Below are 14,295 nucleotides of genomic sequence, written 5' to 3' on the forward strand. Positions count from 1 at the left end.
TTATATTTTTAAAACTAATGACTATTACTACTTATATAGATTTTTTTTATTATTAATCTTTACCACTATCTAACGAACGTTGACCGAACAGGATCTCAAAAAACAATTTAAAATCCGAAATCAAACTCCAAAAGGGATATTTAAATGTAGCTGGTTTATTTTTCTCAAAAAAAGCATGACCAACCCATGCAAAACCATAACCTATAATAGGTACGATAAACCATTTCCAGGTCCAATTAAAATAGATGGCAATACCTATACATATAAAAACTAAAAATGTTCCTATAAAATGTAACGTGCGGCTTGTTTTATTTTGGTGTTCTGTTAAATAAAATTTATAAAACTCCTTAAATGTTTTGATTCTATCAGGCATTACATATCTAATTTATATGTTTATCTCAAATATACTAAAAACATAGCTTTTAAAAATTAGTCTTTATTTATCATCAAAAAAAGCATTTTCTATACGTTTACTATATAATAGAGTAACTTAATGTGTATAAAAATTAGATCTCTAACAAAGTAGTTAGCACTAAGCCTCACCAGTTGGTCCAAAATTCATAGGGATAGGTGGTTGTTCATAATCTTTAATTTCACCATGAGCAGCTTCGAATCTATTTACATTATCAATAAGAGCTTTAGATAGTCTTTTTGCATGTTGTGGTGTTAAGATAATTCTACTTTTTACTTTACTTTTAGGTCTTCCCGGCATTATATTCACAAAATCAACTACAAATTCTGATACAGAGTGATTAATAATTGCAAGATTACTGTATATGCCATCCGCGATTGACTCATCTAATTCTATATTTAATTGATTCTGCTTTGGGTTTTTATTCTCTGCCATGTCACTTTTTTTTGTAACCCGTTTGGGTTGCCATTATTTTTTTGGTTTTTTAGAAAAGAAAAACCGAATGTATAGTACTTCCGGTTTTATGTTTACTTTTCTATTTAAAAAAGAAAGCCTGCCTAAAAAGGCAGGCTATTATAATTTAGTTATAATTTACTTCTTGTCGCTGTTCCATTCGCTCTTCAAATTCTTCATTTGATCCTACGATGATGCTTTCATAATCTCTCATACCTGTACCTGCTGGAATTCTGTGACCAACAATTACATTTTCTTTAAGACCTTCTAGCGTATCAACTTTTCCGCTTACTGCAGCTTCGTTTAATACTTTGGTAGTTTCCTGGAATGACGCAGCAGATATAAACGATTTCGTCTGTAGCGATGCTCTTGTAATACCTTGTAGTATTGGAGTTGCAGTCGCTGGCGATACGTCTCTTGCAGTAACAAGATTCTTATCATCTCTACGCAATACAGAATTTTCATCTCTTAAATCACGAGGGGAAATAATTTGTCCTGCTTTAAGGTTAGCACTATCTCCAGCATCTTCAACTACTTTCATTCCGAAAATCTCATCGTTTTCTTCGATAAAATCTGATTTATGAACTAGTTGATTTTCTAAGAAAATAGTATCTCCCGGATCTTGAATTCTAACTTTACGCATCATTTGACGTACTACTACCTCAAAATGCTTATCGTTAATTTTCACCCCTTGTAATCTATATACTTCTTGTACTTCGTTTACAAGGTATTGTTGTACCGCAGATGGGCCTTTAATCTTAAGAATATCTTCTGGTGTAGTTGAACCATCAGACAACGGCATTCCTGCACGTACATAATCATTTTCCTGAACAAGAATCTGATTAGAAAGCTTAACCAAGTACTTCTTGATCTCACCTATTCTTGATTCTACTATGATCTCACGATTACCACGTTTGATCTTACCAAAAGAAACAACACCATCAATCTCACTAACCACTGCTGGGTTAGATGGATTACGCGCTTCAAACAACTCGGTAACTCTAGGAAGACCTCCTGTAATATCACCCGCTTTTGCAGATTTACGAGGAATCTTAACTAAAATTTTACCAACTCCAATCTTATCATTATCATCCACCATTAAGTGAGCCCCTACCGGAAGGTTATAAGAACGAAGAACTTCGTCTCCTTTACCCATAATTAAAAGTGTAGGTATCTTTTTCTTATCACGAGATTCAGAAATTACTTTTTCCTGGAAACCAGTTTGTTCATCAATCTCTACTTGATATGTAATACCTTGCTCTATATTTTCATATTTTACCTTACCAGCAAATTCTGAAATAATAACACCATTATATGGATCCCACTGACAGATAACCTGATCAGCTTCTAACTTATCACCATCTTTAATGAACAACTGTGATCCATAAGGGATTAGGTTAGTACTTAATACAATTTTTGTCTTTGGATCTATAACTTTTACTTCAGAAGTACGAGAAATTACTACATCAATTTCTTTTCCATCATTATCTTCTCCTTTAACCGTCTTAAGTTCTTCTATTTCTGCTTTACCAGCAAATTTAGATTTTAATTGGTTATCTTCAGAGATGTTACCTGCAATACCTCCTACGTGGAATGTACGTAACGTAAGCTGTGTACCTGGTTCTCCAATTGACTGGGCAGCTACAACACCTACAGCTTCACCTCTTTGTACCGTTTTACCAGTAGCAAGGTTACGACCATAACATTTTACACAAATTCCTTTCTTAGCTTCACAAGTAAGTGCAGAACGTACTTCAACAGTTTCTACTGGTGAGTTTTCAATAAGTTTAGCCGTTGCATCATCTATTTCTGTTCCAGCCTCAATTAGTACCTCTTGCGTTAGTGGGTTGATCACATCTGTTAATGCTGTTCTACCTACTATTCTCGCTCCAAGGCCTTCGATAATCTCTTCGTTTTTCTTTAACGGAGCAACTTCAACACCTCTAAGCGTGCCACAATCTTCGATATTAACAATAACATCTTGAGCAACATCTACTAAACGACGAGTTAAGTACCCTGCATCTGCCGTTTTAAGAGCCGTATCCGCAAGACCTTTACGTGCACCGTGAGTAGAGATAAAGTATTCTAAAATTGAAAGACCTTCTTTAAAGTTAGAAAGAATTGGATTCTCAATAATTTCTCCACCTGCAGAATTCGATTTCTTAGGCTTAGCCATTAATCCACGCATTCCGGTTAACTGACGAATCTGTTCTTTAGATCCCCTTGCTCCAGAATCAAGCATCATATATACAGAGTTAAATCCTTGTTGATCTTCTCTAATACGTTTCATTGACAATTCTGTCAATTCTGCATTCGTAGAAGTCCATATATCAATAACCTGATTGTAACGTTCATTATTCGTAATAAGTCCCATGTTATAATTCGCAACAATATTATCTACTTGCGAATTTGCATCAGCAATCATGGTGTGTTTTTCTTTAGGAATAATAATATCTCCTAAACTAAATGATAAACCACCTCTAAATGCAAAATTATACCCTAGAGTTTTTATTTCATCCAAGAAAGCAGCCGTTTCAGGAACACTAGTTACTTTAAGAATTCCACCAATAATATCTCTAAGAGATTTTTTAGTTAAAACTTCATTAATATAACCTGCTTTTTCAGGAACTTTATCATTAAATAGAACTCTACCTGTTGTAGTTTCTATAATCTTAGTTACTATTTCTCCTTCTTCATTAATATCCTTTGTACGTACTTTAATATTAGCATTAATATCAAGTCTTTTTTCGTTATATGCAATAACTACTTCTTCTGGAGAATAGAACGTAAGATCTTCACCTTTTATCTCTAATTCTGGCGTAGATCTACGAGATTTTGTCATATAGTATAGACCAAGTACCATATCCTGTGAAGGAACGGTTACCGGTGAACCATTCGCTGGATTCAAGATATTATGAGATGCCAGCATTAATAACTGAGCTTCTAATATTGCCTCTGGTCCTAATGGTAAATGCACCGCCATCTGATCTCCATCAAAATCGGCGTTAAATGCAGTACATACTAATGGGTGTAACTGTATTGCTTTACCTTCGATAAGTTTAGGCTGGAATGCCTGAATACCCAGACGGTGAAGCGTAGGAGCACGGTTTAATAATACAGGATGTCCTTTTAAGACATTCTCTAAAATATCCCATACTACAGGCTCTTTTCTATCTATAATCTTTTTAGCAGATTTAACTGTTTTTACAATACCACGCTCAATCAGTTTTCTGATAACAAATGGCTTGTATAATTCTGCTGCCATATTTTTTGGAAGACCACACTCAAATAATTTTAATTCTGGTCCTACAACAATTACAGAACGTGCTGAATAATCTACACGTTTACCAAGTAAGTTTTGACGGAAACGTCCTTGCTTACCTTTTAATGAATCTGATAAAGATTTTAATGGCCTATTAGAGTCTGTCTTAACAGCAGATGCTTTACGCGTATTATCAAATAATGAATCTACTGATTCCTGAAGCATACGTTTTTCATTACGTAAAATTACCTCCGGAGCTTTAATTTCCATCAAACGTTTTAAACGATTATTACGAATAATTACACGTCGATATAAATCATTAAGATCCGATGTCGCAAAACGACCACCATCTAAAGGCACTAACGGACGTAATTCTGGTGGAATTACGGGAACCACTTTTAAGATCATCCATTCTGGACGATTCTCTCTATTTTTATTTGCATCACGTAACGACTCTACAACTTGAAGTCTTTTTAATGCTTCAGTTTTACGTTGTTTAGAAGTTTCGTTATTTGCTTTATGTCTTAACTCATAAGAAAGTCCATCAAGATCAATTCTTCTTAAAATCTCAATAAGACATTCTGCACCCATTTTAGCGATAAACTTATTTGGGTCTGTATCGTCAAGGTAAAGGTTTTCTTGAGGAAGACTATCTAGGATGTTAAGGTACTCTTCTTCTGTAAGGAAATCCATTTTTTGTACTGGTTCTCCTTCTTCATTTTTTGCAATACCTGGTTGAATTACTACATAACGTTCGTAGTAAATGATCATATCTAATTTCTTAGATGGCAACCCAAGTAAATATCCTATTTTATTTGGTAAAGAACGGAAATACCAAATATGAGCCACAGGAACCACTAAGTTAATGTGACCAACACGATCTCTACGTACTTTCTTTTCTGTTACTTCTACTCCACATCGATCACATACGATCCCTTTGTAACGAATCCTTTTATATTTACCACAAGCACATTCAAAGTCCTTTACAGGTCCAAAAATACGCTCACAGAATAAACCATCACGCTCTGGTTTATGAGTACGATAATTGATAGTTTCAGGTTTAAGTACTTCTCCTTGAGAAACTGCCAAAATAGATTCTGGAGAAGCTAAACCAATAGAGATTTTGTTAAATCTCTTTACTGTATTCTTATCATTATTTCTTGCCATAATATATGGTTGCTAAAGAATTATTGTAATTTAAAATTGAATAACATATGATATCAAACTGTTTCCTTCGACAAGCTCAGGAAAACAGTTTGATTGTTTTTATATTATTCTTCTAATCTGATATCCAGACCAAGACCTTTTAATTCATGCATTAATACATTAAAAGATTCTGGTAATCCTGGTTCTGGCATAGGCTCACCTTTAACGATACTTTCGTATGTTTTGGCTCTTCCTATAACATCATCAGACTTAACTGTCAGTATCTCACGCAGCGTGGCAGAAGCACCATATGCTTCAAGAGCCCAAACTTCCATTTCTCCAAAACGTTGACCTCCAAACTGAGCCTTACCACCAAGTGGTTGCTGAGTAATCAATGAGTATGGACCAATAGAACGTGCGTGCATCTTATCGTCTACCATATGCCCTAGCTTAAGCATATAAATCACACCTACTGTTGCAGGTTGATCAAAACGATCACCAGTACCTCCATCAAATAGATATGTATGTCCAAATCTTGGAATTCCAGCCTCGTCTGTAAATCCGTTAATTTGATCTAAAGATGCTCCATCAAAAATAGGTGTAGCAAATTTTCTATTTAATTTTTGTCCTGCCCATCCTAATACAGTCTCATATATCTGTCCGATATTCATACGAGATGGTACCCCAAGTGGATTTAATACAATATCAACTGGTGTTCCATCTTCTAAGAAAGGCATATCCTCTTCTCTTACAATACGTGCTACGATACCTTTGTTACCGTGACGTCCTGCCATTTTATCTCCTACTTTCAGTTTACGCTTTTTAGCAATATAAACCTTAGCAAGTTTTATTATTCCGGCTGGTAATTCATCTCCTACAGAGATTGTAAATTTCTCTCTTCTTAAATTACCTTGTAAATCATTCTCTTTAATCTTATAGTTATGGATAAGATCCGCAACCATAGAATTTAAGTCATCGTCAGTAGTCCAAGTCCCTTTAGTAAGGTGAGCATAATCATCAACACTGTTAAGCATTTTTTGAGTATACTTCTTACCTTTTGGAAGTACTTCTTCTCCTAGATCATTCATTACTCCCTGAGAAGTTTTTCCTCCTACGATGATAAATAATTTATCTATTAATTCGGATTTTAACAACTCAAATTTAGTATCATAAGATCTTTCTAGAATATCGATATCTTCTTTATCCTGAGAACGTTTTCTCTTATCTTTTACTGCTCTTGCAAATAATTTCTTATCAATTACAACACCATGTAATGAAGGTGAAGCTTTTAAAGACGCATCTTTAACATCTCCTGCTTTATCTCCAAAAATTGCTCTTAATAATTTTTCTTCTGGTGTAGGATCACTTTCTCCTTTTGGAGTAATCTTACCGATAAGAATATCTCCTGGCTTGATTTCGGCACCAACTCGAATCATTCCGTTTTCATCCAAGTCTTTAGTAGCCTCTTCTGAAACATTAGGAATATCATTTGTTAATTCTTCATTACCAAGTTTTGTGTCTCTTACTTCCAGAGAATATTCGTCGATATGGATCGATGTAAAAATATCATCTCTTACTACTTTTTCAGAAATTACGATTGCATCCTCAAAATTATACCCTTTCCAAGGCATAAAGGCTACTTTCATATTTCTACCTAAAGCAAGCTCTCCATTTTCTGTAGCATATCCTTGACATAATACTTGACCTTTATTTACTCTATCCCCAACTCTTACGATTGGTTTAAGGTTAATACTTGTACCTTGATTAGTCTTACGGAATTTTATCAGATTATAAGTTTTAGAATCAGTATCAAAACTTACCATTCTTTGCTCATCGGTTCTATCGTACTTAATAGTGATCTTTTGTGCATCTACGTACTCAACTTCACCTGAACCTTCTGCATTAATCAATACTCTTGAATCAGAAGCCACTTGACGCTCTAAACCTGTTCCAACAATAGGAGCGTCAACTCTTAATAATGGTACTGCCTGACGCATCATATTTGATCCCATCAATGCACGGTTTGCATCATCATGTTCTAAGAAAGGAATTAAAGATGCTGAAATAGAAGCAATCTGATTAGGCGCAACATCCGCATAATTCACATTTGTAGGATCAATCACTGGGAAATCCCCTTCCATACGTGCAATTACTTTCTCAGAGGTAATACTACCTTCTTCTGTCATAGGAATATTAGCTTGCGCTATTAATTTCTCTTCTTCTTCTTCTGCACTAAGATATCTAAACTCATTGATATCAACCTTGCCATCAGTTACTTTACGATACGGTGTTTCAAGGAATCCCATAGAATTCACTTTAGCAAATACCGCTAGTGAAGATATTAATCCAATGTTTGGTCCTTCAGGAGTTTCAATTGGACATAAACGACCATAATGAGTATAGTGTACATCTCGAACCTCAAATCCAGCACGTTCACGAGATAAACCACCAGGCCCAAGAGCAGACAGTCTACGCTTATGAGTAATCTCTGCTAATGGATTTGTTTGATCCATAAATTGAGATAACTGATTTGTTCCAAAAAATGAATTAATTACAGAAGATAATGTCTTTGCATTAATAAGGTCAATCGGCGTAAAAACTTCATTATCCCTTACATTCATACGCTCACGAATAGTACGTGCCATACGAGCCAAACCAACACCAAACTGTTGAGATAATTGTTCTCCTACAGTTCTAACACGACGATTAGAAAGGTGATCAATATCATCGATCTCTGCCTTAGAGTTAATTAATTCAATTAAATATTTAATAATGGTAATAATATCTTCTTTGGTAAGCACTTGCTTATCCATAGCAATATCAAGACCTAATTTTTTATTCATTCTATAACGTCCAACCTCTCCAAGGTTATAACGTTGATCTGAGAAGAACAATTTGTCAATAATACCTCTTGCAGTCTCTTCATCAGGCGGCTCTGCATTACGTAGTTGACGGTATATATGTTCTACCGCTTCTTTTTCAGAATTGGTAGGATCTTTTTGCAATGTATTGTGAATAATTGCGTAATCTCCTTTTTGATTATCCTCTTTATGAAGTAAAATCGTTTTTGCTCCAGATTCGATAATTTCTTCTAAATGATCTTTATCTAGAATTGTATCACGATCCAAGACAATTTCATTACGCTCAATGGATACTACCTCTCCAGTATCTTCATCAACAAAATCCTCGTGCCATGTATTCAAAACACGTGCCGCCAATTTACGGCCTAATACTTTCTTTAATCCGGATTTAGAAACTTTTATTTCTTCTGCAAGATCAAAAATCTCTAATATATCTTTATCACGTTCAAAACCAATTGCACGGAAAAGTGTAGTTACCGGTAATTTTTTCTTTCTATCGATATAAGCATACATTACGCTATTAATATCGGTAGCAAATTCTATCCAAGATCCTTTAAAAGGAATTACTCTTGCAGAATATAATTTTGTTCCATTTGCATGGAAAGATTGTCCAAAGAACACACCTGGAGAACGGTGTAATTGAGAAACTACTACACGTTCTGCACCGTTGATACAAAAAGTACCACTTGGTGTCATATAAGGAATTGTTCCTAAATACACATCCTGTACAATTGTTTCAAAATCTTCATGCTCTGGATCTGTACAAAACAGTTTAAGTCGTGCTTTTAAAGGCACACTATAGGTAAGTCCTCTCTCTATACACTCCTGAAGGTCATATCTTGGAGGATCAACGAAATAATCTATAAATTCTAATACAAATTGATTACGTGTATCTGTAATCGGGAAGTTTTCCATGAAGGTATTGTATAGACCTTCGTTTCCTCTTTCTTCAGATTTTGTTTCTAATTGAAAGAAATCCTGAAAGGATTTGATCTGAATATCTAGAAAATCAGGATAATCAGGTCTATTCTTTACAGAAGAGAAATTCAATCTTTCAGTTTGCGTTGCTAACATCAATGGACGGAATTAAATTAAAATTTTAAAAAAGGGTTGTGTAATCTACAATTCAATATAACTTATACTTAAAATTACTAAATTAAAATGAAGGTTTTATCTAATGTTTCAAAATAAAAATACTTCATTTTTTTATATTTCTATGTATCGTAAAAATTATATACTATTTATATACACAAAATGGTTTAGACCTCAGAGAAAATTCTCTGGGTCTAAACCTAAGTGTTAATCTATGGTAAGCTTACTTAAGCTCAACCTCTGCTCCAGCCTCTTCTAATTGAGCTTTAAGAGCTTCTGCTTCGTCTTTAGCAATTCCTTCTTTGATTGCTTTAGGAGCCTCATCAACTAATCCTTTAGCATCTTTAAGACCTAAACCAGTAAGTTCTTTTACTAATTTAACAACCGCTAGTTTAGAAGCACCAGCTGACTTAAGGATTACATCAAACTCTGATTTCTCCTCAGCAGCGTCTCCACCAGCAGCACCTCCACCAGCAGCTACAGCTACAGCAGCAGCAGCAGGCTCTATACCATATTCTTCTTTTAATATATCTGCTAACTCATTAACTTCTTTTACCGTTAAGTTAACTAATTGTTCTGCGAAATCTTTTAAATCTGCCATTTTCTATCGTTTTAAATAATTTTTTTTAATTGAAATATAATTGTTAAAAAGTGCGTACACTACTATTGATTATCCTTCTTTTTCGGATAATGTTTTAAGGATACCAGCTATAGTACCTCCACCTGACTTTAATGCTGAAATAACATTCTTAGCAGGAGACTGTAATAAGCCAATAATTTCACCGATAACTTCTTCTTTAGACTTGATATTAACTAAGGTGTCTAAGTTTTCGTCACCAATAAAAATTGCTTCCTCAACAAAAGCTCCTTTTAATAAGGGCTTTTCTGATTTCTTACGAAACTCTTTAATTACCTTTGCAGGTGCATTACCAGTTTCTGCAAACATTAATGAAGTATTACCTTTTAAAACGTTTGGTAATTCTCCAAAATCCTTATCAGAGTTCTCCATTGCCTTTGCAAGGAGTGTGTTCTTAATTACTTTTAATGATACATTAGCTTTAAAACAAGCTCTACGTAAATTTGAAGTCGTACCTGCATCTAATCCCGAAATATCGGCTAAATAGATATTAGCATTTTCAGCTAACTGAGCAGTCAAGTCTTCAATTACTAGTGATTTTTCTTCTCTTGTCATAATCGTTTTTCTTAATTACCCAGCAAAGTTTTTACTATCTATTTCGATACCTGAGCTCATTGTTGAAGACATATATATTGATTTAATATAAATACCTTTAGCAGCCTGTGGTTTCAACTTTACCAATGTTGTTATTAATTCTTTAGCATTACCGGCTATTTTTTCTGCATCGAAAGAAGACTTTCCAATAGCTGCGTGAACGATACCAGTTTTATCAACTTTAAAATCAATTTTACCAGCTTTAACATCAGAAACAGCTTTTGCTACATCCATTGTTACTGTTCCTGTTTTTGGGTTAGGCATTAATCCACGAGGTCCTAATACTCTACCAAGTGGTCCTAATTTCCCCATAACACTAGGCATTGTGATGATCACATCAACATCTGTCCATCCGCCTTTGATTTTATCCAAGTATTCATCAAGACCAACGAAATCAGCTCCAGCTTCTTTAGCCTCTGCTTCTTTATCTGGTGTTACTAATGCTAATACTTTTACATCTTTTCCTGTTCCATGTGGTAATGTTACCACACCACGTACCATTTGATTTGCTTTACGCGGATCTACGTTCAAACGAACAGCAAGATCTACAGAAGCATCAAAATTAACGGTTGTTATCTCTTTTACTAAAGCTGAAGCTTCTTCTACTGAATATGCTTTGTTGCTATCAACCTTAGCACTTACTTCTTTTTGCTTTTTAGTTACTTTTGCCATTTTGTAAACGTTTTTGGATTAAAAAGGAGCCTGTCCTTTTACAGTTACACCCATAGAACGAGCGGTACCAGCAATCATTTTCATAGCTGACTCAACAGTAAATGCATTTAAATCTGCCATTTTATCTTCTGCTATTGTACGAACTTGATCCCAAGTAACACTTGCTACTTTTTTACGATTAGGCTCTCCAGAACCTTTCTTTTGTTTTGCTGCTTCCAGTATTTGAACAGCTGCAGGTGGAGTTTTAATAACAAAGTCAAAAGACTTGTCTTTGTACACATTAATAACTACTGGTAATACTTTACCAGCTTTATCCTGTGTTCTACCATTGAATTGCTTACAGAATTCCATGATATTTACTCCGGCAGCACCTAAAGCAGGTCCAACTGGTGGGGACGGGTTCGCCGCGCCTCCACGTACTTGTAATTTTACAACCTTACTTAACTCTTTAGCCATTTTTCTAAGTTTAAATTTAGTCTTGTTCTATAAGTGGAAGCAAAAGAACAATCCTGGATATATAATGTAACAATTATTATACTTTTTCTACTTGCATATAACTTAGCTCTAATGGTGTTTTTCTTCCGAAAATCTTAACCATCACCTCTAGTTTACGCTTTTCTTCATTTACTTTTTCTACAGTACCATTAAATCCGTTAAACGGCCCATCAATAACTTTAACAGTCTCACCAACCGTGTATGGTATCGCTACATTATCTGTTTTCACAGCTAATTCATCAACTTTACCTAACATTCTATTGATCTCAGCTTTTCTCAAAGGCACAGGATCTCCTCCTTTTACCTCTCCTAGAAAGCCTATAACACCATTTATTGACTTTATGATATGTGGTATTTCTCCAGAAAGGTTTGCCTCTATCATGACATACCCTGGAAAATACACTCTTTCCTTATTAATTTTCTTTCCATTACGGATTTGAATCACTTTCTCTGTAGGAACTAGAATTTGAGCCACATAATCTTCAAGACCCATATGAGCAATCTCTCGCTCTATATAATCTTTGATCTTATTTTCTTGACCACTAACCGCTCTAACAACGTACCACTTCTTTGTATTATCCACCTCGGCCATTCTAACTAATTAAGATTTAATTTTAGCAAAATAAAACTCTATCAAATTACTAAAGACAGTGTCTATCCCCCAGATTGCAAGAGAGAAGATAATTGAAAAAACAATCACAACAACTGTAAGTCTTTGAGCTTCTGCCCAAGGAGTCCATGTTACATGATTTTTCAATTCGTTATATGATTCTGATATATAATCTACTAATCCAGCCATCTTATCTATTTTTTAACACGGAATATAAATCTTAAAAAGAAATATAGTCACGTTAATTTTTCATTTCAAAATTGCCTACATAACAACAAACAATTTCTAAGCACGGGTTGAGAGGCTCGAACTCCCGACACCTGGTTTTGGAGACCAGTGCTCTACCAACTGAGCTAAACCCGTATATACATAAGTCAAGGTATTCGCCGAGACGAATACCTCACTTATCTATAATATATACTAAATTAGTCTAAAATTTCGGTTACCTGACCAGCACCTACTGTTCTACCTCCTTCACGGATAGCAAAACGAAGACCAACATTCATTGCAATTGTTTGAATTAACTCAACTGTTATTGTTAAGTTATCTCCAGGCATAACCATCTCAACTCCATCAGGAAGTGCAATATTTCCAGTTACATCAGTAGTACGTACGTAGAACTGAGGACGGTAGTTATTATGGAATGGAGTGTGACGTCCACCTTCTTCTTTTTTAAGGATATAAACCTCAGCTTTGAACTTCTTATGTGGAGTTACAGAACCTGGCTTAGTAATTACCATACCTCTAGAGATTTGAGTTTTCTCAATACCTCTTAATAAGATACCTGCATTATCTCCAGCCTCACCTCTATCAAGGATCTGACGGAACATTTCAATACCTGTTATAGTAGAAGTTAATTTCTCAGCTCCCATACCGATGATCTCTACAGGATCTCCAGTGTTAGCAATACCAGTTTCTATACGACCAGTTGCTACTGTACCACGTCCAGTAATAGAGAATACATCTTCAATAGGCATTAAGAAATCTTTATCGATTTCACGTAATGGTTCTTCAATCCATGCATCAACTGCCTCCATTAATTCCATTACTGTATCAACCCACTTTTGCTCACCATTAAGTGCTCCTAAAGCAGAACCAGCAATTACAGGTCCATTATCTCCATCATACTCATAGAAAGATAATAAATCTCTAATTTCCATTTCTACTAATTCAAGTAATTCCTCATCATCAACCATATCCACTTTATTCATGAATACAACAATTCTTGGAATACCAACCTGACGTCCTAAAAGGATGTGCTCACGAGTTTGTGGCATTGGACCATCTGTCGCAGCAACCACTAAGATCGCACCATCCATTTGAGCAGCACCAGTAACCATGTTCTTTACGTAATCGGCGTGACCAGGACAGTCAACGTGAGCGTAATGACGATTTTTTGTTTGATACTCTACGTGAGATGTGTTAATAGTAATACCTCTTTCTTTTTCTTCAGGAGCATTATCGATTTGATCGAAATCTCTTGCCTCAGAAAGACCTGCATCAGCTAAAACCTTAGTAATAGCGGCAGTTAAAGTCGTTTTACCGTGATCAACGTGTCCAATAGTACCAATATTTAAGTGCGGTTTGGAACGATCAAAAGTTTCCTTTGCCATAATTAATTTATTTAATCTTAGTTATATATTAGTGTTCAATTTAAAATCCTGAACATAGAGCCAATGACGAGATTTGAACTCGTGACCTCTTCCTTACCAAGGAAACGCTCTACCCCTGAGCTACACCGGCTTTTTAATGAGTATAATGATAAACCAGAACACCTTCTCTAAATCTTAGAAAGAAATCTGACAAATCATTATATCTATTTTAAAAATCCAATATTAATTTGTGATTATTAAAATTAGCTCTATTTAGAGCGGGAGACCGGGTTCGAACCGGCGACATTCAGCTTGGAAGGCTGACGCTCTACCAACTGAGCTACTCCCGCATTTGAAATTTCAAATCACTTATATAAAAGCAATTTGAAACATATGATATTTCACAAATAGATCAAATAAAAAAATTGATCTTGATCGATTATAAATCAATCATTTTTTGAAACAAATT

At 35.0% G+C, this 14,295-nt stretch carries 11 protein-coding genes and 3 tRNA genes; all 14 read right to left on the minus strand.

Annotation, left to right across the window (positions count from 1 at the left end; all coding sequences use genetic code 11):
- Positions 1-52: 52 nt before the first annotated feature.
- On the minus strand, positions 53-373 hold the full coding sequence (locus D1816_RS10100) for a DUF962 domain-containing protein (RefSeq protein ID WP_118502643.1): 321 nt from the start codon (positions 371-373) through the stop codon (positions 53-55).
- Between the two features lie 159 nt (positions 374-532).
- Positions 533-847 carry a DUF3467 domain-containing protein gene (locus tag D1816_RS10105; RefSeq protein WP_118502645.1) on the minus strand — a complete coding sequence of 105 codons (315 nt, stop codon included), beginning with the start codon at positions 845-847 and terminating at the stop codon, positions 533-535.
- A 145-nt stretch (positions 848-992) separates the two neighbouring features.
- A complete protein-coding gene (rpoC, locus tag D1816_RS10110; protein WP_066312441.1) occupies positions 993-5,294 on the minus strand; it encodes a DNA-directed RNA polymerase subunit beta' in 4,302 nt (1,433 codons plus the stop codon).
- A gap of 104 nt (positions 5,295-5,398) precedes the next feature.
- Positions 5,399-9,208 carry a DNA-directed RNA polymerase subunit beta gene (gene rpoB / locus D1816_RS10115; protein WP_066312443.1) on the minus strand — a complete coding sequence of 1,270 codons (3,810 nt, stop codon included), beginning with the start codon at positions 9,206-9,208 and terminating at the stop codon, positions 5,399-5,401.
- Positions 9,209-9,449: 241 nt separating this feature from the next.
- On the minus strand, positions 9,450-9,827 hold the full coding sequence (rplL, locus tag D1816_RS10120) for a 50S ribosomal protein L7/L12 (RefSeq protein WP_066312445.1): 378 nt from the start codon (positions 9,825-9,827) through the stop codon (positions 9,450-9,452).
- A gap of 69 nt (positions 9,828-9,896) precedes the next feature.
- Positions 9,897-10,418, minus strand: a complete 522-nt coding sequence (gene rplJ / locus D1816_RS10125) for a 50S ribosomal protein L10 (RefSeq protein WP_066312448.1) — start codon at positions 10,416-10,418, stop codon at positions 9,897-9,899.
- A 15-nt stretch (positions 10,419-10,433) separates the two neighbouring features.
- The gene (gene rplA / locus D1816_RS10130) at positions 10,434-11,129 is read right to left on the minus strand and encodes a 50S ribosomal protein L1 (protein ID WP_066312454.1); all 696 of its coding nucleotides are present in this window, start codon (positions 11,127-11,129) and stop codon (positions 10,434-10,436) included.
- A gap of 18 nt (positions 11,130-11,147) precedes the next feature.
- The gene (gene rplK / locus D1816_RS10135) at positions 11,148-11,585 is read right to left on the minus strand and encodes a 50S ribosomal protein L11 (protein WP_066312455.1); all 438 of its coding nucleotides are present in this window, start codon (positions 11,583-11,585) and stop codon (positions 11,148-11,150) included.
- Positions 11,586-11,661: 76 nt separating this feature from the next.
- Positions 11,662-12,216, minus strand: coding sequence for a transcription termination/antitermination protein NusG (gene nusG, locus D1816_RS10140; RefSeq protein ID WP_066312456.1), 555 nt, complete (start codon positions 12,214-12,216; stop codon positions 11,662-11,664).
- 9 nt (positions 12,217-12,225) lie between these two features.
- On the minus strand, positions 12,226-12,423 hold the full coding sequence (secE, locus tag D1816_RS10145) for a preprotein translocase subunit SecE (protein WP_066312461.1): 198 nt from the start codon (positions 12,421-12,423) through the stop codon (positions 12,226-12,228).
- A 101-nt stretch (positions 12,424-12,524) separates the two neighbouring features.
- A tRNA-Trp gene (locus tag D1816_RS10150) sits at positions 12,525-12,597 on the minus strand.
- Positions 12,598-12,659: 62 nt separating this feature from the next.
- Positions 12,660-13,847 carry an elongation factor Tu gene (gene tuf, locus D1816_RS10155; RefSeq protein WP_118502647.1) on the minus strand — a complete coding sequence of 396 codons (1,188 nt, stop codon included), beginning with the start codon at positions 13,845-13,847 and terminating at the stop codon, positions 12,660-12,662.
- Positions 13,848-13,905: 58 nt separating this feature from the next.
- Positions 13,906-13,977: transfer RNA gene (locus D1816_RS10160), tRNA-Thr, on the minus strand.
- A gap of 126 nt (positions 13,978-14,103) precedes the next feature.
- A tRNA-Gly gene (locus D1816_RS10165) sits at positions 14,104-14,176 on the minus strand.
- Positions 14,177-14,295 lie beyond the last annotated feature (119 nt).

The organism is Aquimarina sp. AD10 (assembly GCF_003443715.1).
Taxonomy (GTDB): Bacteria; Bacteroidota; Bacteroidia; order Flavobacteriales; family Flavobacteriaceae; genus Aquimarina; species Aquimarina aggregata.